The organism is Pseudomonas sp. BP11-1-1, from assembly GCF_052112105.1.
Taxonomy (GTDB): Bacteria; Pseudomonadota; Gammaproteobacteria; order Pseudomonadales; family Pseudomonadaceae; genus Aquipseudomonas; species Aquipseudomonas alvandae.
This window is the reverse complement of record NZ_JAUTYU010000010.1, coordinates 115677-140279: the sequence shown is the minus strand read 5'-3', so window position 1 is coordinate 140279 and position 24603 is coordinate 115677. Positions and strand designations below refer to the sequence as shown.

Genomic DNA, 24603 nt, shown 5'->3' with positions numbered 1-24603 from the left:
GAATCATCCAAGGGCTCGAGCTGCTCAGCGAACAATGTCGAAAGCGGTCCCGGGCCGCGAAAACGAAATCGCCAGAATCTGCCTGAACGCCATTTCATGACTATGGACGTTGCGGGCAGGGGTCACATAGTGGCGCATGTCGCGGTCGAGGAAGAATGTCGTATCGAGGATATCCTCGTAAGTGGTTGCCGCCAGTTGCTCTTCCTGAGCGCTGTACAGACGACTTTCCGCGCCCGCCACATTGTGTCGGCCCCAGAAATGCACGCCGCTGAACGGGTAGCCATCGCAATGAATGCCTTCAGGGGTGATTTCCAATTGCTTGCCCGGCTTGATCTCGATGCGGATCTGATGGATCTGGCACTGCCAGACTTCATCATGCAACTCCGGCGGCAGGACGTTCTTGTACACCTCGAAGTCCGTGTCGATCAGGCTGCGCATCACGGGCGAGTTGATCACTTCATTGGAAAAGTCCTGGAAGTGCCGCTCCAATCCGCCGACATAGCTGTTATTGGCCTTGGACTGGACGTAGGCCCGGTGTTCGAGCTGCTTGAGTTCACGGGTCGCGGGGTTGTATTCGAAGTCGCTGTAGCGGCGAAAACGCATGCCTGACTCGGCCTGGCCGTAATAACTGTCGGGCTCCATGTTTTCCCAGCTTTTGGTCAGCCGGACAAAGTCGCCGAAATGACCGTAGAGATTGAAGTCTCCACCGCGGACGTTGACGTATTTGTCTCGTCGTAGCGCTTCGCCCACTTCCCTGTTCAGAACGATCATTTTTCAAAGGTCTCCGCTGCATTGAGCGGACTAATCTAGTAGGTGCAGGATTTGCGTCCATGAGAAAGTATTTGAAGCATTTCAAGCCGTACTTGAAACGGTACAAAAAGTTTCGTCAGTACGACTTTTTTGCACGGAAAAACGCGTTTGCGACGTCATTTTTGCAGTGAGCGACGGCGAATTCCGTTTTTGTCCTAACTGCGCAATAAGTGACGCAGCACTGCGCAATTTACTAGGCGTTTTCGCCCCGCACGACTTGCCTTCAAACATCCAAAAAACGCTTCAGCCCGGCTGTTCACGGGCCTTCCTGAAACCTGGCTCATTCCTTGATAGATGTGCGGCCCTCACCGGGGCAATCCCCGGCCTCGCACCTTCGGCAAGGAGAGCCCAATGGCCACCCCGACGTTCATTCCACTCGACCCCAGGACATGGCTGGCGCAACAGCCATTGCAGGAAAACGAGCACCTTTATCTGATCATCAGTGCGGCAAGCGAGGCCGATGCGCTGCAAGCCCTTCGCACTTCGGTCCCGCTCCATCCGTTGCAACCCGTCTGGAGCGACACCCCCTACGCCACCTGGCAAGCCGTGATGCCCTACGTGACCGAACTCGACCCCGGCTCGGCATTCCTGTCCTGGATTGCCGAAACCGACAGCCTCGACTGGGGCTGGCTGGCCGTTTCCCGGTGTGATCCGGAAGAAGTGTTGGCGCACCTGCGCAGCCTCACGCAAGTGAAGATGCCGGACGGCAGCGAGGTCTTTTTCCGGTTCTGGGATGGGCGCTTCATCCATCCGATCCTCGAACACCTCGGTGAAGCCGCCGGGGATATGTTGCCGGTGTTTGAGCGTTATTTGATCAACGGCAAATGCTTGGAAAACCCTGCGAGAAAGGTTCCGGCGGTCAAGGATTGGCCGTGGTGGGAGGTGCCGAAGGAGCTGTCGGACGCACTGGCGGAGCAGAACCCCTCGGCACGGGTGGACGGCCTGATGCAGTGGCTTGAGGAGGAGCGCCTGGATCTTTATAGCGCTTGGCCCACGGACAATCTGAGATTGAAAGTCAGCCGCTGCGTACGCCGTGCAAAGGTTCAGGAAGCGCTGCAGGCAACCCTGCTGAGCGAGCTGATCCTGGAGCAATGTTGATGTCCGCAACGGATCACATTGCTTTCGTCGATGAGGAACTTGCGGCCTTCAAGGACAGTTTGAAGCGCTATCAAGAGCAGACCCGAGCCTGGTATTCGCAGTGGGCCGATGACGTCAGCAGACTCAATGACTTGCCTTCTCTGATGGGCATGGAGCGGGTCATCAAGGTCGGTGACGGCCAAAAAACCGTGGCCATGACTGACGGCGAATTCAACTCGAATGTAGCGCGGTGTCCGCTGAAGGGGCCGTTGCTGATCGAAAGCAAATTCGAGTCGGTCTACGACATCCCGATCGGCGATATCGACGTTGAAATCATCGATGTGGAGAGTGGGGCCACCAGCAAAATCAGACTCGACGCCCAGGGAAAGGCCAGCTGGACCGACGGTGTACCCGGCAAGTACTACCAGATACGCGTGCACAGCAACGTCACGCCTGCCCAGATCGACGCGTTGTTCAGCACTTATGACGGGCTGACGGGCGAGCTGGAAAAATTCCTGCGCAATAAATGGGAAGGCCCGGCGGGGCATCGGCAGCAATGGTCGAGCCTGTCTTTGTCCGGCACGGCCCTGGCGGTGGGCAGCGGCATCCTCGAAGGCGGCTGGGAAGCCATCAAGGGTGTGTGGGACGGCATCAGCCTGGTGCTGGAAATGCTGAAAAACCCGGCGAAGTTCATGGTTGAACTGGGCGAAGGGGCCGATCGGCTCATTGAAGTCGCCAGACAAGCACCCGAGGTCATGAAAAAGGCCATGCTGCTGGCCAGCGACGAGGCTGCGCTCTTCCTGATGATGCGTTGTGCGCTGATCTGGTTGGCAAGCCTGCCGCCGATGCAAATGGCCGGCGATGCCGCAAGGATGACCACCGCTGCGGTCATGGGAATCGTGATCGACATCGTGTTGGCAATTGTCCTGACGGTGGTTGCCGAGGGTACCGGGGTCATTTATCTCGCGGCACGGTTGAAGAAATATGGGGAAATCATCCTCAAGGCGGTGATCGGTTTCGTAGAGTCAGTGTTTGCCATCATCGACGGCTTCATGGGGTACGTCGCCAAGTACATTCCAGTAGCGGTGCGGGGCACGGCGGCGCCCATGAAAAAAGGCGCGGTCGAGCTGCGCATCGATGGCAAGAGGAACGCCAGGATCGCCGCTGGCAAGACGGTCGACGATGCTTCGAAGCAGGCGACGACGCCGACCGGCAAGAGCGCCGAGCCCGCCGCCCGTACCTGCACCGACAAATGCCCGGTCTCGATGGTGACCGGCGAAGAACTGTTGACGCTCAACGATGGCCAACTCGATGGCCTGCTGCCGTTCGAGTGGACTCGCCTGTACCGAACCAGCGCAGCGGAAATCGACTGCGGCCTGGGTTATGGCTGGAGCCACGCACTGGCCCATCGGCTTGAAATCAATGCTGAAGAAGTCATTTGGACCGATCACGAAAATCGATCCATCCGCTTCCCGCGCCCGAGCAAGCAGCGTCCAGCGATTAGCAACAGTCTGTCCCGTGCGGCTATTTACCTGGGCGACGCTCCCAACGAGCTGATCGTGGCTCAAGCCGGGCAACGGCCCTCGTTCTATCACTTTCATTTGCACAACGATGGCGCGAGCTTGGTTGCCATCAGCGACAGCTATGGCAATCGGCTGCGCGTTACTCGCGACGTGCTTGGGCAGATCAAGCGCCTGGACAACGGTGCCGGGCGCGGGTTGCTCTTGCGCTACAACGGCAGTCGCATCGTCGCGGTCGATTACCAACAACTTAATGCTCAGAACATGCTGGAACGGTGCTGGACGACCGTCCAGACGCTGATCACCTACCACTATGACGCCCAGCATCGTCTGGTCGAGGCGACCAACGCCAGCGGGGAGACCGAGCGTTATCGCTACGACGAGCAACACGTCATCACCGAACGACAGTTAGCCGGTGGCGCCAGTTTTTTCTGGGAGTGGGAAAACGAAGGGAAGCAGGCCCGTTGCGTTCGTCACTGGGCCAGCTTCTCGCAAATGCATGCGAGGTATGCCTGGGACGATAAGGGCAGCGTCACCGTTACCCATGGCGACGGCAGTGAAGAGATCTACACCCACGACGACAAGGCCCGGCTCATCAGCAAGACCGATCCGGACGGCGCGCAACATCGAAAGGCCTATAACGAAAAGGGCCAGCTGATAGCAGAAAAAGATCCGCTGGGCGCCGTGACCGAATACCGCTACGACGAGGACGGCTTGCTCACAGCCGTCATCCCGCCGGAAGACGAAGCGGTCGTCTACGAACACATCAACGGCTTCGTGAGCGATGTACATCGTGGCAAAGCCAGCTGGAAATACCGCCGCAATCGGCAGGGCGATATACCCCGGCAGATCGATCCTGACGGAAACATTACTTACTACCACTACAGCGACCAGGGGCGCCTGAGGCTCATCAGCCACCCCGACGGTAGCGCTCACTCCTTGGCCTGGAACAACCTCGGTCAACTGGTTGAAGAATGCCTGCCCGACGGCAGTCAGCTTCTATACACCTACGACACGCTCGGCCGGCAGGCCAGCCGCCAGGACGAACACGGCGCCATCACCCATTACCAATGGGACGCCGTGGGCCGCTTGCTGCAAATCACCTTGCCCGGTGGCGCCACCCGCACCTGGCGCTACAACGCCTACGGCAAGGTCATCGCCGAACGGGACGAACTGGGCCGCACCACCCGCTACGAATACGCCGACGATTTGCACCTGATCAGCCGCCGCCTCAGCCCCGACGGCAGCGAACTGAAATATCGCTACGACTCGGCGCGGCTGTTGCTGACGGAAATCGAGAACGAATCCGGCGAACACTATCGGCTGGACTACACGCCCAACGGACTGATCCGACAGGAAACCGGATTCGACGGCCAGCGCACCGGTTATGCCTACGACCTCAACGGTCACCTGCTGGAAAAGACCGAGTTCGGCGCCGATGGCAGCCAACTGATCACCGCCTATCAGCGCGACAGCGCCGGTCGCCTGCTGCGCAAGACCTTGCCAGATGGCGAGGCGGTCGATTACTGCTACGACGCCCTTGGCCGTTTGGTCAGCGTCGACGACGGCCATTGGCCGCTGGCCTACGAGTACGACGCCCAAGACCGTCTCGTCGCCGAACACCAGGGCTGGGCCACCCTGCGTTATCGCTACGACAGCGTTGGTCGCCTGATCCACTGTCGCCTGCCCGACCGCAGCACCCTCGACTACCGCCACGCCCGCGGCGGCGCGCTGATCGCCATCGACCTCAACGGCACCTGCCTGACCGAACACCGCTTCAAGGGCGGCCGCGAAACCCAACGTCAGCAAGGCCTGCTGCTCAGCGACTACCGCTACGACGAACAGGGTCGCCTCAAAGCCCAAACCGTGTGGCAGACCCAGCAGCACCAACTGTTCTGGCGTGACTATTCCTACAGCGCCAACGGCAACCTCGCCGCGCTTTCCGACAATCGAAACCGCCGCAGCTACCAATACGACGCGCAAGATCGCCTAGTCCGCATCGACCATGCCCACAGCCAAGGCCCCGAACGCTTCGCCCACGACCCAGCCGGCAACCTGTTGCTGCAAGACCGCCCCGGCCCGACCACCCTCAAGGCAAACCGCTTGCTCATGGAGGGCGACCGTCACTACGACTACGACGCCTACGGCAACCTCATCCGCGAACGCCGCGGCAAAACCCAGTGCCTCGTCACGCACTACCGCTACGACAGCCAACACCGCCTCATCGGCGTCACCAGCCCGGACGGCAACGAAACGTCCTACCGCTACGATGCCTTCGGCCGACGCATCGAAAAGACCGTGGCCGGCCAGACCACGGAATTTATCTGGCAAGGCGATCAAGTCATCGCCGAAAGCAGCGACCGCCACTACCAAAGCTACGTCTACGAACCCGGCACCTTCCGCCCATTGGCCCTGCTCGAAGGCGAAGGCCCACAAAACGCCACGCCGTTCCACTACCACAACGACCACCTCGGCACGCCCCAGGAACTGACCAGCCACCAAGGCGAAATCGTCTGGGCCGCGCGCTACAACGGCTACGGCAAACTCACCGAACTAAGGCACGGCAACAGCAAGCGCCTGGAACAGCCGCTGCGCTTCCAAGGCCAATACCACGACCGGGAAAGCGGCCTGCATTACAACCGGCACCGGTACTACAATCCGGAGACGGGGCGGTATCTGACGGCTGACCCGATAAAGCTGGCAGGTGGGTTGAATGCCTACCGGTACGTGCGCAACCCGACGGGGTGGGTGGATCCGTTGGGGTTGGATGGGTGTCCTCCTGATGGAGATCAGGAGAAATCGACCTCTCCTGAGAAGAGAGCCAGAGTTGACACCGGGGAACCGCCGCTTCCAGATATCAAGTGGTCAAGCCCTAGTGTAAGGAGAGCTTCTGAAGCTCTGGATAGAGGTGAAATCTCTGTCACCGTAAAGAGCCGTGCGGAAGCAGAAGAGATTTTTTTAGGTAGATATGTAGGCGACGGATACAGAAACGCCGAAGAATTTAATTCAGCAACAGCAAAAAAGCATTTCAGAAAAACAAAAGAGCCAGAGAACTATTACCATTGGGACGACACACCGATTTCGAATATAAAAACCAGGAAAGTAACAATGGCAAATCATGACCCTGCCGACCCACATGGCGATCATCCACACTTACAACTTCACCCAACAAAAGGCGAAGCTATAAGAATCTATTGGCAAAACCCATACGAGAACCAAAAATGATTAAGGTAAATGTTCCAAAAAAAGTATGGTGGGGTTTAGAAGCAAAGTCGTATACCGAAATCGCACAAGAATTGCCATCGCCAGATAATAGCTTGCGAAGATGGATAGCTATTTATGCAATTTATCACCTAAATTTTAATAATAGACTGCCTGGCAGACGCTATTACAGCTTTCTGGAAAAGGCTAGAGGCTCAAAATATTTAGTCGTTGAATTCACAATTGAAAAAATACTACTTGAGACTAGAGATAGCATTGGCGCCAACGACACAACCATTACATATAGTCAAACAATGGATAGCGAAGAGGAAATAAATGATTTCCTAACGAGCAAAGGAGTGGACCAGCAACTATTTACACCTCCGTGGACATGCGATTACCCATTGGACTAACCACCAGCCTAGACGATGAGACAAAAAGCTTCATTCAACAGCAAGAGGTTAAAATCCTGGACATATCATATAACAAACCAATCACCCCAGACATATGGGCATCACAATGAGCTATATAGCGAACGAAATCGATATTGCAATCAAAACCAATTTTCTACCGCACAAAAAATTAAGCACTCAGGCTGTCGAAAAATTAACATTGAAATTAATAGAATCGTTCTTGGTTTTTGGGACAAAAACCCTCGACCCGACAAATCTGAGAGCCCCTAAAAAAACGTATGACCCTGCTTTCTGGAACAAAATCGACAAGATAATTCATATACAAGCCCCCATACTAATAGTACAAGACACAAAAACTCACGGATGGGAGTTCGAAACCTCACGCGACTTGACGACATTATTGAGTGAAACCACCGGATATCCATTCTGGATCACCAGTAAAAATTTAAACTTCCTCACCTACATGGATGATCACGATTGCGTGTATACCAGTAAAGCCACACCCATATAGCGCAACAGTACAGGAAGCGCATTCGCCAGATAACATTCAGCGAGAAGTAAGCCATGTGGCCATATAACATTCAAAACAATGCACAGTGGATCTATGTATTTGGAAAAAACCACACACCAAAAAACATCAACATCTCTTATGCGATTTTTGAAAACCAATCAATGAGATTAAAATTAAACAGCCCAATAGAGCCCGACCACTGCCCCTCTAAATGGACCGACAAAGGGTACAATGAATTTGAATTCGAACTACTACTTGACCAGGTCAACTCAATTACCATCAACGAATTTAATTTTTCCGGCCCCATCTGCATATCCATTGAAAAGAACAAAACAGATCACGAAATCCACTTAAATACTTTAGACAAGTGCATAACGAAATGTACGGCGAGAGGCGTGTACATCTCCAACATAAAAGCCTATCACAATGACTACTCCGAATAGTGACCATCGAATGAAATCTTAAAAAATCATTGACACCCCAACAAATAATAAGCTAACCGTCAAGACAACCAAACAACAAGATAGCCTTTTACTTCAAGCCTTCAACGACACTTAACTTATAGAACTAAAAACCAAACATTTTCTGCTATGTAGCCCCTCGGCTTACAAAAACATAATGAAGTAATCTCTATATCAGGCGCATCAATGAACATAAACGATCAAGAACTCATTCCCAGAAAAGTATGGTGGGGCTTGGAAGCAAAATCGTACACCAGAATTGCACAGGAGTTGCCATCACCAGATGAAAAATCAAGAAAATGGAGCGCTATCTATGCGGTTTATCATTTAAATTTCGACGACAGATTCCCTGGCGACAGCTACTACGATTTTTTGGAGAACGCTCAAGGTTCGAGATATGTCGCAATTGAATTTACAATTCCAAAATTAACTTTTGAAATCAACGACGGTGTCGACGACCGTGACGTGACAATTACATATAGCCAAACAATGGACACAGAAGAGGAAATAAATGATTTCCTTACACACAAAGGAGTAGACCTACAGCTATTTACACCTCCATGGAGGTGCGACTACCCCTTATAGCAATTAGCCAACCTTAACTTAACCCCCCAAATGGATAACGCACATGATTGAAAATGAAACCACCACCAAATCAAACAACAAAAAAAACCATATTTCCAGAAAGGTATGGTGGGGCTTAGAAGCAAAATCGTACATCGAAATTGCACAGGAGCTGCCATCATCAGATGAAAGTTTAAGGAAATGGATCGCTATCTATGCGGTTTATCATTTAAATTTCGACAACAGGTTTCCTTGGCACCGTTACTACGAATTTTTGGAGAATGCTAAAGGATCGAGGTATGTCGCAATTGAATTTACAATTCCAAAATCAACTCTTGAAATCAATGACGGTATCGACACCAGTAACGTGACCATTATATATAGCCAAACAATGGATACAGAAGAGGAAATAAATGTTTTCCTAACGAACAAAGGAGTCGACCCGCAACTATTTACGCCTCCGTGGACGTGCGACTACCCGCTGGACTAACCACTGGCCTAGACAATGCGCACAAAAGGCCTCACTCAACGGCAAAAGGATTAAATCCTGGGCAAATCACACAACAAACCAACCACACGAGACATATTGGTATCACAACGAGCTATATAACGAATGAAATCAATATTGCAATCGAAATATAGCTCCCGAAGAAATCATTGCCCTTCGCCCATCAAAGTGTGATAAAACGATGCATTCTTTGTCTCTCGACGGCCATTACATCTATAAGCTAGCGCCTTGGTTAAGCTGGAGCGATCTTCTATATGGACTCGAACAAAACTATATAGATGAAAAGGAAATTTCAGATTACATCTGCTGCAGCTTGACGATCACACACCCTAAAGAGGCATATGAAATTGCGGTTACTCCGATAGAAAACCAGCACCTCATACATCAACTGCTAAGCACCCTGGCGAGCCAAAGCAAAGAAAAAACGACAAACACAACCGAACCCTGGCTATTCCTGTCCCTTTCTTTTTTATTTGACAATAAACATCTATACAACAACATTTATGAAGAACTAGAAATATTATATTCGGACTTCAACTATCCAGAGGAGCTAGCACCATTGATCCGCTACATGCCAGCATCGGATGGCACGGAAGGCTCCAAAGACTACCTGCTCAAAAATTGGAAAGCCGCTCTATCGCAGTATGAACAACTATTCGCAGAACGGCGAAACCCACAATAAAAAACCCCGGCCAATCGCCATGCCGGGGTTCCATGGAAGGCTTTTAAACCCCATCACCCATCAAAAAACATCAATCGGATAATCCACAAACACCCGCAGCTCATTACCGCTGACGTTGTACTCACTGGACTTCTGCGACACACGCAACACCGAACTGCGCAAGCGCACGCTCAGGTCCTTGGCCGGGCCGCCCTGGACGACGTATTTGAACTGGTTGAAGATCTCGCGCTCGGTACCGCCTTCGCTGGTGGAGGTGGTGATGTTATCGCCACGCACATAGGCCACGTTATAGGTCAGGCCCGGGACGCCGAAGGTGGTGAAGTCCAGGCCGTAGCCCAACTGCCAGCTGCGTTCGTCTTCGGCGTTGAAGTCCGACCAGTAGGAGTTGGCCAGGTAGATGGTATTGCCGCCATCGCCGACACGATTCTGATCTCGCTGGTAGCCGCCGTAGGCGTAGCCGAGGTTGCTGTCGCCGGTGCTGCGCTGGTGGGCAAGGGTAAAGCTGTGCGGACCGGTGGCGAAGGTGGCCGCCAGGCTCCAGATCTTGTTGTCGTCGCCGGTGACGTTGTTTTCCCGCACGTAGCTGTTATCCAGCTTGGTGCGATAGCCGTTGAAGTCCAGGGTCAGGGATTGGTCCTTGGCCAGCGGGAATACGTAGTTGGCGTTCACGTATTGTTTCTTCAGCACGTCCTCGACATCCGAGGCGTAGAGCGAAGCCTTGAACTGTTCGGTGAACTGGTAGCTGCCGCCCAGTACGTTGATCGACTTCAAGCCACCGCTGTCACGACCTTCGGCGCTTTTACGCGACTCGGCGGTGAAACGACCGGCGTTCAGTTCGAGCCCTTTGATTTCCTTGGAGGTGATCAGTGTGCCGGTGTAGCTTTCCGGCAGCAGGCGCCCGTTGTCATAACTTAATACGGGCAAGGCCGGCATCTGGTCGCCGTAGGCCAGTACGGTGTTGGAGACGCGGAACTTCACCGCGGCACCGAACTTGGACAGGTCATCGGCCGCGTTGCCGCTGTCGCCTTTCTTGAAGAAATCGATGCCTTGCGCACCGGTACGTCCTTTGCCGCCGTCCAGACGCAACGCATACAAGCCGAATGCATCCACACCCACGCCCACCGTGCCTTGGGTGAAGCCGGACGAGAACGTACCGATAGCTGATTGGCCCCATTCGGCCTTGTCCTTGTTGCCGTCCTTGTAGTCGCGATTGATATAGGCGTTGCGCAACAGCACTTTCAAGCTGCTGTCTTCAACGAAGCCCTTGGACTCGGCCTGGTCATTGGCCATGGCTTGTGTGGTGCTCAAGATCCCCAGTGCGATCAAACTGATGCGCTTGTTCAACATGATTATTTTCCTTATACGGGTTGATTCGCACTGCAACCGGCAACCGGAATGGCGCTTTTGCGCTCTTTATTCGGACTCTTGCTCCTGAAAATAATGAAAAGGCCCGCCCACGATGATCGTGTCGGGCCCTTTTATTATTTAAGAGTCATGGCTGTTGGCCACAGGCGTGGACGAATCCTAGTCGCGCCATGAACCCTGTGTCAATTTCGTGAATCATCTGTGATTAGGCGAAAAACGTCTAAGAACAGATCAGTTTGAACAGCCGTCCAAGCCACAGACCGCTGCGGGTGCAGAATCGTGCAATGGCATGGCTTGCTTCAGCCACTGGGCGAACGCCTCGGGCTTGCCCAGCCAGGGACCGATATCGATCAGCGTCAGCCGGCCGTCCCGCTCCAGGGCGAGCGTCGGGAAACCCTGCCCGCCAACCTTGGCCAACAAGGCCCGACTTGCAACGAAATGCGCTTGCACATCGACTTCGATGAATGAACGCCGGAATACCTCGGCCCCGAAGCCGATGGAGTTGGCCAATTCCAACAGCACCGTTTCGTCAGCAATTCGCCGGCCTTCAACGTAATGGGCCGTTTGCAAGCGCTCCAACAACGCCAGGCCTCGGCCCTCGAGCTGTTCAGCCGCAAGAACCGCCGCAGTCGGAGGCGCCGAGTCGAAGACCGCCTCCTCGTCCCGCAAAAGCCCCTCGAAATAGGCCTCGCCAAACGGCTGCCCGGTGTATTCAGCGATTCTCCGGTCATGGGGCGTCACGTAATTGCGCAACTGGACGGAGACTTTCTGGCGATTAGCGCCGGTCATCATGCCACCACCATGGGCAATAACTGGCAACACTGTCCTGGCGGCCTGGATCAGCGGCTTCGCGCCGTAGCACCAGCCGCACAGTGGATCATAGATATAGTGAAGTTGGGTCATGAAGACTTCCGCCGGGGCTTTGGTTTCTGTAGCGGCAGGTTAGCCTTGGAGGACCGCGCGGAAAAACGCCGGAATGGTGTTCAGTCTGTTTCGTGGATCGGTCGAATCTGTGGGAAATCCACAGGCATAAAAAAGCGCCGCCCTTGCAGGCAGCGCCTTGATCAATCCGTTGAATTCTATCCTTGCATCACATCCCACAACGCTTCCATTTCCGCCTCGCTGAACAGGCCAGCGGGGTAGCGCTCCATGATCGTCCGGCGCGGATCAGGCTCTCTGATCTGACGCGTTCCATTGGACTTCAACCACTGCGCCACGGCTTGAAGCGACTCACCATTAACGGCCAAAGGATGGCATGTGCGCTCGCTTATCATGTTCATTCCAGCGCCCTCCTGGTTGATGAGCGGCCAATTTATCCGAGGTTTATGACAAAACAACGCAGCTCCTCTCTTCAGAACCGCCTGTATGCCGATACAAGAGCTATGCCAATGTCATCACGTCGGCAACAAGCCAGACACAAAAAAGCCCGCGCTCCAATTGGGGCGCGGGCTTGCTCTGCATGGATCCAAAAACAGCGGCACCGGACCGCTGCGATTGATATCACCAGGCTGTTACATAGCCACTCATTTCATGCGCGGCGCCGGTTGTTGTTGGGTAAGGCAATGGATGTTTCCGCCCCCCAGTAACAGTTCCCGTCCCGGCACCATGACGACTTCATGCTGCGGAAACAGCTTCTGCAGGATCTCCCTGGCCGTGGCGTCCAGTGGGTCGTCGAAACTCGGCGCGATAATGCCGCCGTTGACGATCAGGAAGTTCACATAGGAGCCCGCCAGTCGCACGCTCGGATTGCGCTCCTGGGAACCTTCTACCGCGTCCACGCCGGCACATTCTTCTTCGGTGGCATACAACGGCCCGGGAATCGGCATTTTATGCACCGTGAACGGGCGGCCCTTGGCGTCGGTGCTGTTTTGCAGGACATTCATGGCCGCTTGGCAACGGGCGTAGTTCGGGTCCTGCGGATCGTCGGTCCAGGCGAGCAACACTTCACCCGGGCGCACGTAGCAGCAGAAGTTATCCACATGACCGTCGGTTTCGTCATTGAACAGACCGTCCGGCAGCCAGATGACTTTATCCACAGCCAATTGAGCGCCGAGTACGGCCTCGATCTCTTCGCGGCTCATGTGCGGGTTGCGATTGCGGTTTAGCAGGCATTCCTCGGTGGTGATCACGGTGCCTTCACCGTCGACATGGATCGAGCCGCCTTCGAGCACGAAACCTTCGGTGCGGTAACGCGGGCTACGCTCGATTTCCAGGATCTTGCCGGCCACTTGCGAATCGCGGTTCCACGGCGAATACAGGCCACCGTCGAAACCACCCCAGGCGTTGAAATCCCAATCGACACCGCGTATTTCACCGTTGTCGTTGATGACAAACGTCGGGCCCGTATCGCGGACCCACGCGTCGTCGCTGGACATTTCTACCAGGCGGATATTCGGCACATCGAGGCGCGCCCGGGCGTTTTCATATTGGGCTGCGGACACCGCCACGGTCACCGGTTCGAAGCGGGCGATGGCCTTGGCCACCGCTACATGGGCGGCCTGCGCGGGCTTGCCACCCAGGCGCCAGTTGTCCGGGCGCTCGGGCCAGATCATCCAGACCTGGCTCTGGGTCGCCCACTCGGCAGGCATGTGGAAACCGTCCGCGCGCGGAGTGCTATGCAAAGTTGTCATCAATCAGGACTCCAATGAGCCGTCGAGGGTTTTGATCGCGCCGTACAGGTTCGGCCGCCGATCACGGAAAGTGCCCCAGGCACTGCGAATGTGTTCCAGCTCGTCGAGGTCAAAGCTGTGTACTAGCACACCTTCTTCGGTTTCGTTCAGTTCCTGGACTTTTTCACCGAACTGATTGGCGATGAACGACGAGCCGTAGAATGTGATGTCGTAGCCATCCTGCTCTTCATTGCCGATGCGATTGCTCGCCACCAGCGGCATCAGGTTGGCGCCCGCATGGCCTTGTTGAACGCGTTGCCAGTGGTCACGCGACGAGATGGTCTTGTCGTGCGGCTCACTGCCGATGGCGGTCGGGTACAGCAGGATTTCCGCGCCTTGCAGCGCCATGCTGCGGGCGCATTCCGGAAACCACTGGTCCCAACAGATGCCTACGCCAATTTTTGCGTAGCGGGTATTCCACACTTTGAAACCGGTATCGCCAGGATTGAAGTAGTACTTTTCATGGTAGCCAGGACCGTCCGGAATGTGGCTCTTGCGATAGACGCCCAGGTTCCGCCCGTCGGAATCGATGATCGCAATACTGTTGAAGCGCGCACGACCGGCCAGTTCAAAAAAACTGATGGGCAACACGACTTGCAACTCTTCGGCGACTTTCTGGAAATGCTTGATGGCAACGTTGTCGTCAACCGAAGTCGCCAGCTGCAAGTAGTCCGGGTTCGGCTTCTGGCAGAAGTATGGCGTCTCGAACAACTCCTGGATCAGGATGACCTGCGCGCCTTGGACGGCCGCTTGGCGAACCAGCTTCTCGGCGGTCTCGATATTGGCTTCGAGATCCCAGGAGCAGGCCATTTGAGTAGCGGCTACGGTAACGATACGACTCATGAATCATCTCCTGGGCGATGGACAGAGGCGTATTTATAGCCGATAAAAATCGGCTTTTAAAGGAAATAAAATCAAAAACTCTATAATCAAGACTTAAAATCCCGACAAAAATCGACTTTAAGAGCACCGAAAAACCTGTGGGAGCGAGCTTGCTCGCGATAGCGGTAGGCCAACCAAATCACTATCGGCCTTGAACCGCTCATCGCGAGCAAGCTCGCTCCCACAGGGGAACAGCGTGGCGTGTCAGATTGGCTACAACCCCTCCTCCAATACCTTCGCCAGCATATCGACGAAGAAATCCACACTTTGACGGCTGGTGACCATCGGCGGCTTGATCTTGAGGACGTTCAAGTAATCACCGGTCGGTTGCATGAAAATGCCCAGCTCCCTCAAGCGATTGCACAGCGCCGTGGTTTCTTCGGTGGCCGGCTCCAGGGTGACGCGGTTGCGGATCAGCTCCACGCCCAGGTAGAAGCCCGAACCATGCACCGCTCCGACCAACGGGTATTGGTCGATCAAGGCTTCCAGGCGGGCTTTGAAATGTCCGCCGACCACCCGGGCGTTTTCCCAGAGGTTTTCTTCCTCCATGACATCCAGCACGGCCATGCCGATCTGGCAGCTGACCGGACTGCCGCCGGCAGACGAGAAGAAATACCCTTCGGCTTCCAGCGCCTCGGCGATCTCCCGGCGGGTGATGACGGCACCCAACGGCTGGCCGTTGCCCATGCCCTTGGCCATGGTGATGATGTCCGGCACCACGCCTTGCTCTTCGAAGCCCCAGAAAAACTCGCCCATGCGCCCGTAGCCAACCTGCACCTCGTCGGCGATGCAGACGCCACCACGCTCGCGCACCATGGCGTAGACCTGTTTAAGATACCCCGGCGGCAGCGCGATGCCACCGGCGTTGCCGTATACCGGTTCGCAGATGAAGCCGGCGAGCTGGCGTTTCTGCTCGGCGATTTTCGCCAGGTTGTGTTCGACGCTGCGCACGTAGTCCGGCGCACTGTCGGCCCCACGGAATTCACCGCGATACGTGTTCGGCGCCGTGACCGGATGCACCCAATCCGGACGACTGCTGAGGGCCTTTGGATTGTCGGCGATGGACGTCGAGACGGCATCGGCCGCCACCGACCAGCCGTGGTACGCCTCCAGCACGCTGAGCATGTCGCGCCCGCCGCTGTAGGCCCAGGCCAGGCGAATCGCCAGGTCGTTGGCCTCGGTGCCGCTGTTGACCAGGAACACGCGATCCATGTTCGACGGCGCCAGCGCCAACAGACGTTCGGAGAACTCGGCGATCGCCGCGTAGTGGAAGCGCGAGTTGGTATTGAGCAGCGACCACTGCCGCGCCGCTACCGCCGCCATGCGCGGATGACCATGGCCCAGCACCGCGACGTTGTTGAGCATGTCGAGGTAGGAGCGGCCTTGCATGTCGATCAGGTGGTTGCGCCAGCCGCGCTCGATGCGCGGTGGATCGACGTAGTAGTGCTTCTGCGAACGGGCAAAACTCGCATCGCGACGGGCCAGCAGCGCCTCGGGATCGATTTCCGGCTCGGCGTTACACGCCAGTCCCAGCAGGGCCGCGGGGGACGGGCATAGCGCTTGCCACGCTTGCGCCCGCGCCGGCGAGCAGAACAGCGGGGGATTCAAATGCGCGCCCCGGCACAGTTGGACCCGCAACGGCCCGGTCACTTCGCCGATCACCTGCCCCTTGACCAGCGCGGCCCCGGGCAGCAACGACGATGCCACGCCCCACAGGCACACGCTCAACTGCGGGCCATCGAGCCGCAGCAGGCCATCGACGCCCTTGTGCACCACGCCGGCGAAGGGTGACTCCAGTGGTGCGCCTTGCGGTACGTGCAATTCGACATGCAGCGGATAAGTATCGGGCTCGACGGCGTTGTCTGGCTGGGTGCGGGATAAGCGGTACTGGCCGTAACGGCTGGCCGCCAGACCGTGTACGGCGGCGGCTTCGCTCAACAGGCGTTGGTCGATTCCCGCCTGCTCCCAGTTACCGGCCTCGAAATGCGGGCTGAGGACGCCGAGATCGATCAAGGCAAAGTCGCGCCCCACCAGCGTCGGCAACAGCGGCGCGAAGCCCTCGTTGGCAACGGGCGGCAGGCTATGGCCGGCGGCAGTGAGAATCGCCGTCTCCATCAGCTCAAGCGGCACGGAACGGGCGACGTTGAAGATTTCCCACTCATGTTCAAGATTGTCACGGGAGTATTGGTTGTCCGGGTCGATCGCGACTTGTTGTTCACCGCTGAGTACCAGCACAGCGGCACGGGCCACGATCAACGGCCAGAGCGCCAGGAGTTCTTCGCGCTGCAACGGATTGGTCGAGTGATAGGCCTTGATCGCGGGCAGGATGAAAAACGGATCGCCATCGGCATGGTGCAGCAGCGCTGCACAGGTCACCGACAGGTCGGTGATGCGCCAGGTGCGGATCAAGTCGCCAAAATCAATCACGCCCTGCATCTGCCACTGGCGCTGGGCGTCGCGCTGCCAGACCACGTTGTCATCCGTGATGTCCATGTGGATCGCCTGTATTGGCAGGCTGGCCTTGAGTGGCTGCAAGCGTCGTTCGGCCTGTTGCGCGACGTCGGCGATCAATTGGCGCCGCTGGTCATCCCGGATGACAGGCAGCAGGTGGTCGATCAACGCCGGGGCATGGCGCGCATCCCATTGCAGGGTGCGCTCCAGGCCCGGATGATCGAAGGTGACAAGGGCCAGGTTCATCTCCGCACACAGCCGTCCCAACCCGGTTACCAGGTCCGGGGTCAAGTGCTTGAGCTGGGTCAGGGATTGGCCGTCGATGTATTCCAGCAGGCGTACATGGACCGTTTGTCCGGCGACTTCAAGCGTCAACAGATCCTCGCCACTGCTGGCCGCGATAACCGCTGGCACCTTCACCGTGCCGTGCCCGGCCAGCGCCTTCAGGGCCGCATGCTGGGCCTGGAGTTCCTGGATGGCGTAGTCGCCATGGCAAATTTTCAGCACATACCGGCCGCGCTCGCTATCGACGCGGTAGTTGAGGTCCTGGTGGCTGCCGAGGGGTCGCAGGTCGCCGCTGAGTCCGTAATTCAAGCGCAACAGCACCAACGCCTGTTCGGCGCTGATCTGTGGGCTTGGCAAACTGGCACGGTGAACCAACGTAGCGAGCGGCATACAACGACCCCTGTGTGGTTTTGTTTTGGATGCCTATCACGCCATTGAGTCGGGGGAATTAGCAACCCCTTCTTTTTGCTCCGCCGATAGCCTGCCTGCCATGACGCGCTCCTTGCGGATATTCGCTTGCACCCTCTTCGTCATGCCGACAAGCTATGCTCCATCGCTGTATCGTCTTATCGAAAAAAGGCTTAACCGGATGCGCATTCTCATTACCGGCGGCGCCGGCTTCATCGGCTCGGCTTTAATACGACATTTGATTGACCATACTGACCATCAGGTCCTGAACCTCGACAAACTGACCTACGCTGGCAACCTGGAGTCGCTGAGCAGCATCGATCACGATAGCCGCTACGAGTTCGTGCAGGCCGACATCGTCGACCAACCGACGATCAGCGCGGTGCTGGGGCGATTCAAACCTGACGCCATCATGCACCTGGCCGCAGAATCCCATGTGGACCGCTCCATCGACGGTCCGGCGGATTTCATCCAGACCAATATTGTCGGCACCTACAGCCTGCTGGAAGCCACCCGCGCCTATTGGCAAACCCTGGCCGAACCGCAAAAGCGGGCGTTTCGCTTCCACCACATTTCCACCGACGAAGTGTATGGCGACCTGCATGGCGTGGATGACCTGTTCACCGAAACCACCGCCTACGCCCCAAGCTCGCCGTATTCGGCCAGCAAGGCGGCGTCCGACCATCTGGTCCGCGCCTGGCAGCGTACGTATGGCTTGCCCGTGCTGCTGACCAACTGCTCGAATAACTACGGGCCCTTTCACTTCCCCGAAAAGCTGATTCCGCTGGTGATCCTCAACGCCCTGGCCGGTAAACCGCTGCCGGTGTATGGCGATGGGCTGCAAGTGCGCGACTGGCTGTTCGTCGAGGACCACGCCCGGGCGCTACTCAAAGTCGTCACCGAAGGGGTGGTCGGTGAGACCTACAACATCGGCGGCCACAATGAACAAAAGAACATCGACGTAGTGCGCAACATTTGTACGCTGCTTGAAGAACTGGCGCCGCACAAGCCCGCGGGCGTCGAGCACTACGCCGACCTGATCACCTTCGTCAAGGATCGTCCCGGCCACGACCTGCGCTACGCCATCGATGCCGGCAAGATCGAACGGGAGCTGGGCTGGACACCTTCGGAAACCTTCGAGACCGGACTGCGCAAGACCGTGCAGTGGTACCTCGAAAACCTGCTGTGGTGCCGGCGCGTCCAGGATGGCAGTTATCAGGGCGAGCGCCTGGGCTCACTCGACAACAAGGATACGATTGCATGATGAAAGGCATTGTTCTGGCCGGCGGTTCCGGTACGCGGCTGCACCCGATTACCCTCGGGGTTTCGAAACAACTGCTGCCGATCTACGACAAACCGATGATCTATTATCCAATCTCGGTGTTGATGCTCGCTGGCATCAAGGAAATCCTGATCATCTCCACCCCACTGGACTTGCCGCAATATCGCAACCTGCTGGGCGATGGTTCTCAGTTCGGCGTGCGTTTCAGCTACGCCGAACAGCCCGCCCCCGACGGACTGGCCCAGGCATTCCTGATTGGCGAGCAATTCATTGGCAGCGACCCGGTGTGCTTGATCCTCGGCGACAACATCTTTCACGGCCAGCATTTCGGCGAGCAGTTGCAGACCGCCGTCAATCGCGAGCGCGGTGCGACGGTGTTCGGTTATTGGGTCAAGGACCCCGAGCGTTTCGGCGTGATCGACTTCGACCCGGAAGGACGCGCCGTTTCCATCGAAGAAAAACCCACCGAGCCCAAGTCCAGCTATGCGGTGACCGGCCTGTATTTCTATGACAACGATGTCATACAGATCGCCAAGACCATCAAGCCGTCCAAACGAGGCGAACTGGAGATTACCGACGTCAACAACGCTTACCTGCAACGCGGAGATTTGCATGTCGAGCGGTTTGGACGTGGTTTTGCCTGGCTGGATACCGGTACCCATGACAGCCTGCTGGAGGCCTCGCAATACGTACAGACCATTGAGCATCGACAGGGCTTGAAGGTCGCGTGCCTGGAAGAAATCGCTTACCAGCAGGGTTGGGTCAGTCGAGAGCACGTTCTTGCGCGCGCCCAATATTTTGGCAAGACCGGTTACGGCCAGTACCTGTTCAAGATCGCCGGAGAGACACGTTGAACGTCATCGCCACCCACCTGCCGGACGTCCTGATCATCGAGCCGAAGGTCTTCGGCGACGAACGCGGCTTTTTCTATGAAAGCTTCAACGCCCGGGCATTCGCCGAAGCCACTGGCCGCGTGGTGCAGTTCGTCCAGGACAATCATTCGCGCTCGGCCAAGGGCGTGCTGCGCGGCCTGCATTACCAGATCGAACAATCCCAGGGGAAACTGGTGCGCGTCACCGAAGGTGAGGTCCTGGACGTTGCGGTGGACATTCGCCGCAGCTCCCCGACTTTCGGCCAGTGGACAAGCGTACGCCTGTCGGGACAGAACCATCGGCAGCTGTGGATTCCACCAGGATTCGCCCATGGATTCGTGGTGCTGAGCGAGTCAGCCGATTTCCTCTACAAGACCACCGATTACTACGCCCCATCAGCCGAACGCTGCATTCGCTGGGACGATCCGGAACTGGCGATCGACTGGGAACTGCAGGGCGCGCCGATCCTGTCCGCCAAGGATCAGGCCGGCAGCGCCCTTCGCGAGGCCGACCTGTTCCCATGAATTCATCCTTGCGCATCCTGATCATCGGCCAGAACGGCCAGGTCTCCCAGGCGTTGCAAAAGCGCCTCACGGCTGTGGGCGAACTGATCGTGCTGGGCAGCAACCAGCTCGACATGGCGCGTACGGATGACATCCGCGCGCCTATCGATGCATTGCGGCCCGACCTGATCATCAATGCCGCCGCCCACACCGCCGTCGACCAGGCCGAAAGCGAAGCGGAGCGGGCGTTTGCCATCAACGCCACGGCACCGGGCGTGCTCGCCCGGGCGGCGCTTGGGCTGGGCGTTCCACTGTTTCACTACTCCACCGATTATGTCTTTGACGGTCGCAAGCCCGAGCCCTACACCGAAGACGATGCGCCCAATCCCCTGAGTGTCTACGGTCGCAGCAAACTGGCGGGCGAAGAGGTCATCCGCGAGGCTGGCGGGCAGCATCTGATCCTGCGCACCAGTTGGGTGTATTCCAACGCGGGGCGTAACTTCCTGCTGACCATGCAACGCCTGCTCCAGGAAAAACCCCACCTGCGAGTGGTGGCCGATCAGATCGGCGCACCGACCTGGGCCGGCACCATTGCCGACAGCACCGCAAAGTTGATCGAGCGCTGGCAGGCCGGACAGTGCGGAGCCTGGGGCACTTATCATCTGACGGCCCAGGGCCAGACGTCATGGTTCGGCTTCGCCCAGGCCATCGGTGAAAACCTGGTGGAGCAGCACAAGCCTTGCGCCGTGCTTGAGCCAATCCCCACCAGCGAGTACCCGACACCGGCACCGCGCCCACTGAATTCGCGGCTCGATTGCACGCGCCTGCTCCGGGAATGGGGCGTGAGCCAGCCAGACTGGCGAAGCGCTTTGCGACAGTGCCTTGCCGGACAAGCCTAGGCATAATGCGTCTGTAACCACAGGCGCATCCTGCTCATGAATTCCACCCTCCCCCGCAGACCCCGTTGGCGCAGCCTGGCCTTGCTCGCATTGTGCCTGGCGCCTTTGCTGTGGCCGCTGGAGCATCTGGCCGAGCGGTATTACCGCAGCGAGCTGGCCGGACAGAATCGCCAGACGCTCGATCTTTACGTCGCGAACCTGCTGGGCACCCTGCATCGCTATGAAGTGCTGCCGCAGATTCTCGGTGAACTGCCGGCCCTGCGCGCGGCCCTGTCGGCACCGGACGATGGCGTCACCCAGGGCAACGCCAACCGGCTGCTGAAAAACATCAGCGCCCAGACCGGCGCCGAAGTCATGTACTTGATGGACACCACGGGCAAGACCCTGGCGGCGTCGAACTGGGACAAGCACGACAGCTTCGTCGGCCGCAATTTCGCTTTTCGCCCTTACTACATCGAAGCCATGGCCGGGCGCCTGGGACGCTTCTTCGGCCTGGGCACCACATCGGGCAAACGCGGTTATTTCTTTGCCGCCGCCGTCCGCGACCGTGAGAAAGTCATCGGCGTGCTGGTGGTCAAGGTTGACCTGGACCACACCGAAAGCCTCTGGGGCAAGACCCCGGAGCAACTGCTGGTGACTGACCCCAATGGCGTGGTCATCCTCACCTCGCGCCAGGAATGGCGCTTCCGCTCGACCCGCCCCTTGAGCGATGCGGAAAGCAAGGCGATCAGCGCGATACAACCCTACCCGACACGCGACCCCAAGCCGCTGAACCTCGACGCCAGCGCCTGGCTGCCCCAGACCCAGACCATCGAAGAAACAGGCTGGAGCGTCAGCATCCTCGCCCCGCGCACCCTGATCGATCGTCCGGTGCGCACGGTGGTGATCATCGGCGGCGCAGCGCTCCTGGTCTTGATGCTGTTGCTCGGCCTGATGATGCAGCGCAGGCGCCATTACCTGGACCGCATCGCCTTCGAGGCCAAGGCTCGCCACGAACTGGAAGGCCGGGTCGCGGAACGCACCAGCGACCTTGAAGGCCTTAACCGGCGCCTAAAGCAGGAGGTCCTGGAGCGCGAGCACGCCCAGCAGGAACTGGTCCGGGCCCAGGATGACCTGGTCCAGGCCGGCAAGCTGTCGGCACTCGGCACCATGTCGGCCAGCATCAGCCATGAACTCAACCAGCCGTTGGCGGCGATTCGAAGCTATGCCGAAAACGCCGAGGTATTGCTCGACCACCAGCGTACCGAAGATGCCCGTGGCAATCTCAGGTTGATCAACGAACTGACCGGGCGCATGGCGTCGATCATTGCCCACTTGCGCGCCTTCGCCCGTCGCGACCGCCATGCGCCAGAAAGTGTCGCCTTGCAACCGGCGCTGGACGATGCCTTGGCGTTACTCGCCAAACGGCGGCGGAGCATGGAAGTGGAACTGATCCGCGACCTGCCGGCCGCCACACTGTGGGTCGAGGCCGGCGAAACGCGCTTGCGCCAGGTGCTGGGTAACCTCCTGGCAAACGCCCTGGATGCGCTGACCGAAAAAGGCCCGCCACGTAAACTCTGGCTCAGTGCCCAGGCGACCGAAACCGGCGTCAACCTGTACATCCGCGATAACGGCCCGGGGTTTTGCATGGAAGCCCTCGGCCGCGCCGGCGAGCCGTTCTACACCACCAAGACCCGTACCCAGGGGCTTGGCCTGGGGCTGGCGATCTGCGACACCCTGATGCGCGCCTTTGGCGGCGAGCTGTTGTTCGCCAACCACAAGGAAGGCGGCGCCCTGATCACCCTGAAGCTGCGCGCGGGCGCGCCCGGGGTAAGCCTGCAACCCTCCGAGGACCGTAGTGTATGACCATCGACAACCAGATTGAGGTGGTGCTGATCGACGACGATCCCCATCTGCGTCAGGCCTTGAGCCAGACCCTCGACCTGGCCGGGCTGAACATCCTGCCCCTGGGCGAGGCCAATGGCCTGGCCGGGCAATTGCCCCGCGACTGGCCGGGGGTGGTGGTCAGCGACATTCGCATGCCGGGCATGGACGGCCTGGAACTGCTGAGCCAACTGCACGCCCAGGATCCGGAACTGCCGGTGCTGCTGATCACCGGTCACGGCGATGTACCGCTCGCCGTGCAGGCCATGCGCGCTGGCGCGTACGACTTCCTGGAGAAACCGTTCGCCAGCGATCATCTGCTCGACAGCGTTCGCCGAGCCCTGGCCTTGCGCCGCCTGGTGCTGGACAACCGCAGCCTGCGCCTGGCCCTGAGCGACCGCCACGAACTCAGCGCGCGGCTGGTGGGTCAATCGGCGCCCATGTTGCGCCTGCGCGAGCAGATCGGTGCCCTGGCGGCGACCCGCGCCGATGTGCTGATCCTCGGTGAAACCGGCGCCGGCAAGGAAGTGGTGGCCCGCGCCCTGCACGACCTCTCCAGCCGGCGCAACGGGCCATTCGTGGCCATTAATGCCGGCGCCTTGGCGGAGTCGGTGGTGGAGAGCGAATTGTTCGGCCACGAACCCGGCGCCTTTACCGGCGCGCAGAAACGCCGTATCGGCAAATTCGAGTTCGCCAACGGTGGCACGTTGTTCCTCGATGAAATCGAAAGCATGAGCCTGGACGTACAGGTCAAGTTGCTTCGCCTGCTGCAAGAACGCGTGGTGGAACGGCTGGGTGGCAATCAGCAGATCCCGCTGGATATCCGCATCATTGCCGCGACCAAGGAAGACCTGCGCCAGGCCGCCGATCAGGGGCGGTTCCGCGCCGACTTGTATTACCGCCTGAACGTCGCGCCACTGCGCATACCACCGTTGCGCGAACGAGGTGAGGACGTGTTGTTGCTGTTCCAATATTTCGCCGACGAGGCCAGCGCCCGCCACGGCCTGCCGCCCCACGAGCTGCAACCGGCCCATCGGGCGCTGCTGCTGCGCCATGGCTGGCCGGGCAACGTGCGCGAGTTGCAGAACGCCGCCGAACGTTTTGCCCTGGGCCTGGAATTGGCCCTGGATAACAGCGCGCCGGAAAGTCATCCAGGCACGCCGATGGAAGTGGTCAGCGGCGGCTTGAGCGAGCAGGTGGAGAACTTCGAAAAGACCCTGATCGCCGCCGAGCTGGCCCGCCCACACAGTTCGGTACGCAGCCTTGCCGAAGCATTGGGCATCCCGCGCAAGACGCTGCACGACAAGCTGCGCAAGCATGGGCTGGCCTTCGATAGCAGCCATGGCTCGGCCGAAGAGTCTGATTGAATGCCCGCCC

The 24603-nt window shown here is 57.9% G+C and carries 20 protein-coding genes; 13 read left to right on the top strand and 7 right to left on the bottom strand.

The genetic code is table 11. The features are described 5' to 3' along the window. Positions 1–24 precede the first annotated feature (24 nt). A complete protein-coding gene (locus tag Q7C33_RS19545; RefSeq protein ID WP_030141513.1) occupies positions 25–771 on the bottom strand; it encodes a 2OG-Fe dioxygenase family protein in 747 nt (248 codons plus the stop codon). 390 nt (positions 772–1161) lie between these two features. Between Q7C33_RS19545 and Q7C33_RS19540 the strand changes: the two genes are divergently transcribed. The 7 genes from Q7C33_RS19540 to Q7C33_RS19510 all read left to right on the top strand — a co-directional run bounded on the left by Q7C33_RS19540 (position 1162) and on the right by Q7C33_RS19510 (position 9747). Beyond that, positions 1162–1908 carry a DUF4123 domain-containing protein gene (locus tag Q7C33_RS19540; protein ID WP_198797066.1) on the top strand — a complete coding sequence of 249 codons (747 nt, stop codon included), beginning with the start codon at positions 1162–1164 and terminating at the stop codon, positions 1906–1908. Beyond that, positions 1908–6632: an RHS repeat-associated core domain-containing protein gene (locus tag Q7C33_RS19535; protein WP_407683971.1), complete on the top strand. Its 4725-nt coding sequence runs from the start codon at positions 1908–1910 to the stop codon at positions 6630–6632. Before Q7C33_RS19540 ends, Q7C33_RS19535 begins: the two co-directional genes overlap by 1 nt. After that, a complete protein-coding gene (locus Q7C33_RS19530) occupies positions 6629–7021 on the top strand; it encodes a hypothetical protein (protein WP_217861020.1) in 393 nt (130 codons plus the stop codon). The genes Q7C33_RS19535 and Q7C33_RS19530 overlap by 4 nt, the downstream gene beginning before the upstream one ends. A 564-nt stretch (positions 7022–7585) precedes the next feature. Further along, positions 7586–7975, top strand: a complete 390-nt coding sequence (locus Q7C33_RS19525) for an Imm50 family immunity protein (protein ID WP_407683970.1) — start codon at positions 7586–7588, stop codon at positions 7973–7975. Positions 7976–8179: 204 nt separating this feature from the next. Further along, complete coding sequence (locus Q7C33_RS19520) at positions 8180–8578, top strand: hypothetical protein (protein ID WP_225936082.1); 399 nt, start codon at positions 8180–8182, stop codon at positions 8576–8578. A 43-nt stretch (positions 8579–8621) separates the two neighbouring features. Further along, positions 8622–9047, top strand: coding sequence for a hypothetical protein (locus Q7C33_RS19515; RefSeq protein ID WP_217861016.1), 426 nt, complete (start codon positions 8622–8624; stop codon positions 9045–9047). A 199-nt stretch (positions 9048–9246) separates the two neighbouring features. Further along, positions 9247–9747, top strand: a complete 501-nt coding sequence (locus Q7C33_RS19510) for a DUF2247 family protein (protein WP_407683969.1) — start codon at positions 9247–9249, stop codon at positions 9745–9747. A 60-nt stretch (positions 9748–9807) separates the two neighbouring features. Here Q7C33_RS19510 and Q7C33_RS19505 read toward each other — a convergent pair whose 3' ends face one another. From Q7C33_RS19505 to Q7C33_RS19480, 6 genes are all read right to left on the bottom strand, one after another. Further along, complete coding sequence (locus tag Q7C33_RS19505) at positions 9808–11094, bottom strand: OprD family porin (RefSeq protein ID WP_258648712.1); 1287 nt, start codon at positions 11092–11094, stop codon at positions 9808–9810. A 249-nt stretch (positions 11095–11343) separates the two neighbouring features. Beyond that, positions 11344–12015: a DsbA family protein gene (locus Q7C33_RS19500; RefSeq protein WP_407683968.1), complete on the bottom strand. Its 672-nt coding sequence runs from the start codon at positions 12013–12015 to the stop codon at positions 11344–11346. A gap of 176 nt (positions 12016–12191) precedes the next feature. After that, positions 12192–12392, bottom strand: coding sequence for a hypothetical protein (locus tag Q7C33_RS19495; protein WP_030141521.1), 201 nt, complete (start codon positions 12390–12392; stop codon positions 12192–12194). A 243-nt stretch (positions 12393–12635) separates the two neighbouring features. Beyond that, the gene (gene aguA / locus Q7C33_RS19490) at positions 12636–13742 is read right to left on the bottom strand and encodes an agmatine deiminase (protein ID WP_323154297.1); all 1107 of its coding nucleotides are present in this window, start codon (positions 13740–13742) and stop codon (positions 12636–12638) included. A gap of 3 nt (positions 13743–13745) precedes the next feature. Next, positions 13746–14624 (bottom strand): N-carbamoylputrescine amidase, encoded by an 879-nt coding sequence (gene aguB, locus Q7C33_RS19485; protein ID WP_407683967.1) that lies wholly within the window; start codon positions 14622–14624, stop codon positions 13746–13748. Positions 14625–14876: 252 nt separating this feature from the next. Next, on the bottom strand, positions 14877–17789 hold the full coding sequence (locus Q7C33_RS19480; protein ID WP_407683966.1) for an aminotransferase: 2913 nt from the start codon (positions 17787–17789) through the stop codon (positions 14877–14879). Positions 17790–17988: 199 nt separating this feature from the next. Between Q7C33_RS19480 and rfbB the strand changes: the two genes are divergently transcribed. From rfbB to Q7C33_RS19450, 6 genes are read left to right on the top strand one after another with little or no spacing between them, the layout of a single operon-like run. Then, positions 17989–19071 carry a dTDP-glucose 4,6-dehydratase gene (gene rfbB, locus Q7C33_RS19475; protein ID WP_407683965.1) on the top strand — a complete coding sequence of 361 codons (1083 nt, stop codon included), beginning with the start codon at positions 17989–17991 and terminating at the stop codon, positions 19069–19071. Beyond that, positions 19068–19943, top strand: a complete 876-nt coding sequence (gene rfbA / locus Q7C33_RS19470) for a glucose-1-phosphate thymidylyltransferase RfbA (protein ID WP_407683964.1) — start codon at positions 19068–19070, stop codon at positions 19941–19943. The genes rfbB and rfbA overlap by 4 nt, the downstream gene beginning before the upstream one ends. Further along, positions 19940–20485 carry a dTDP-4-dehydrorhamnose 3,5-epimerase gene (rfbC, locus tag Q7C33_RS19465; protein ID WP_407683963.1) on the top strand — a complete coding sequence of 182 codons (546 nt, stop codon included), beginning with the start codon at positions 19940–19942 and terminating at the stop codon, positions 20483–20485. The genes rfbA and rfbC overlap by 4 nt, the downstream gene beginning before the upstream one ends. Next, positions 20482–21363 carry a dTDP-4-dehydrorhamnose reductase gene (rfbD, locus tag Q7C33_RS19460; protein ID WP_407683962.1) on the top strand — a complete coding sequence of 294 codons (882 nt, stop codon included), beginning with the start codon at positions 20482–20484 and terminating at the stop codon, positions 21361–21363. The genes rfbC and rfbD overlap by 4 nt, the downstream gene beginning before the upstream one ends. 36 nt (positions 21364–21399) lie before the next feature. Next, complete coding sequence (locus tag Q7C33_RS19455) at positions 21400–23208, top strand: sensor histidine kinase (RefSeq protein ID WP_030141529.1); 1809 nt, start codon at positions 21400–21402, stop codon at positions 23206–23208. After that, positions 23205–24593 carry a sigma-54-dependent transcriptional regulator gene (locus tag Q7C33_RS19450; protein WP_407683961.1) on the top strand — a complete coding sequence of 463 codons (1389 nt, stop codon included), beginning with the start codon at positions 23205–23207 and terminating at the stop codon, positions 24591–24593. Before Q7C33_RS19455 ends, Q7C33_RS19450 begins: the two co-directional genes overlap by 4 nt. The last annotated feature ends 10 nt before the right edge of the window (positions 24594–24603 follow it).

What these genes read in the sequence shown, in the direction of transcription:
- Q7C33_RS19545 (WP_030141513.1), bottom strand. Translation starts at nt 771, where the DNA reads ATGATCGTTCTGAACAGGGAAGTGGGCGAAGCGCTACGACGAGACAAA.
- Q7C33_RS19540 (WP_198797066.1), top strand. Translation starts at nt 1,162, where the DNA reads ATGGCCACCCCGACGTTCATTCCACTCGACCCCAGGACATGGCTGGCG.
- Q7C33_RS19535 (WP_407683971.1), top strand. Translation starts at nt 1,908, where the DNA reads ATGTCCGCAACGGATCACATTGCTTTCGTCGATGAGGAACTTGCGGCC.
- Q7C33_RS19530 (WP_217861020.1), top strand. Translation starts at nt 6,629, where the DNA reads ATGATTAAGGTAAATGTTCCAAAAAAAGTATGGTGGGGTTTAGAAGCA.
- Q7C33_RS19525 (WP_407683970.1), top strand. Translation starts at nt 7,586, where the DNA reads ATGTGGCCATATAACATTCAAAACAATGCACAGTGGATCTATGTATTT.
- Q7C33_RS19520 (WP_225936082.1), top strand. Translation starts at nt 8,180, where the DNA reads ATGAACATAAACGATCAAGAACTCATTCCCAGAAAAGTATGGTGGGGC.
- Q7C33_RS19515 (WP_217861016.1), top strand. Translation starts at nt 8,622, where the DNA reads ATGATTGAAAATGAAACCACCACCAAATCAAACAACAAAAAAAACCAT.
- Q7C33_RS19510 (WP_407683969.1), top strand. Translation starts at nt 9,247, where the DNA reads ATGCATTCTTTGTCTCTCGACGGCCATTACATCTATAAGCTAGCGCCT.
- Q7C33_RS19505 (WP_258648712.1), bottom strand. Translation starts at nt 11,094, where the DNA reads ATGTTGAACAAGCGCATCAGTTTGATCGCACTGGGGATCTTGAGCACC.
- Q7C33_RS19500 (WP_407683968.1), bottom strand. Translation starts at nt 12,015, where the DNA reads ATGACCCAACTTCACTATATCTATGATCCACTGTGCGGCTGGTGCTAC.
- Q7C33_RS19495 (WP_030141521.1), bottom strand. Translation starts at nt 12,392, where the DNA reads ATGAACATGATAAGCGAGCGCACATGCCATCCTTTGGCCGTTAATGGT.
- aguA (WP_323154297.1), bottom strand. Translation starts at nt 13,742, where the DNA reads ATGACAACTTTGCATAGCACTCCGCGCGCGGACGGTTTCCACATGCCT.
- aguB (WP_407683967.1), bottom strand. Translation starts at nt 14,624, where the DNA reads ATGAGTCGTATCGTTACCGTAGCCGCTACTCAAATGGCCTGCTCCTGG.
- Q7C33_RS19480 (WP_407683966.1), bottom strand. Translation starts at nt 17,789, where the DNA reads ATGCCGCTCGCTACGTTGGTTCACCGTGCCAGTTTGCCAAGCCCACAG.
- rfbB (WP_407683965.1), top strand. Translation starts at nt 17,989, where the DNA reads ATGCGCATTCTCATTACCGGCGGCGCCGGCTTCATCGGCTCGGCTTTA.
- rfbA (WP_407683964.1), top strand. Translation starts at nt 19,068, where the DNA reads ATGATGAAAGGCATTGTTCTGGCCGGCGGTTCCGGTACGCGGCTGCAC.
- rfbD (WP_407683962.1), top strand. Translation starts at nt 20,482, where the DNA reads ATGAATTCATCCTTGCGCATCCTGATCATCGGCCAGAACGGCCAGGTC.
- Q7C33_RS19455 (WP_030141529.1), top strand. Translation starts at nt 21,400, where the DNA reads ATGAATTCCACCCTCCCCCGCAGACCCCGTTGGCGCAGCCTGGCCTTG.
- Q7C33_RS19450 (WP_407683961.1), top strand. Translation starts at nt 23,205, where the DNA reads ATGACCATCGACAACCAGATTGAGGTGGTGCTGATCGACGACGATCCC.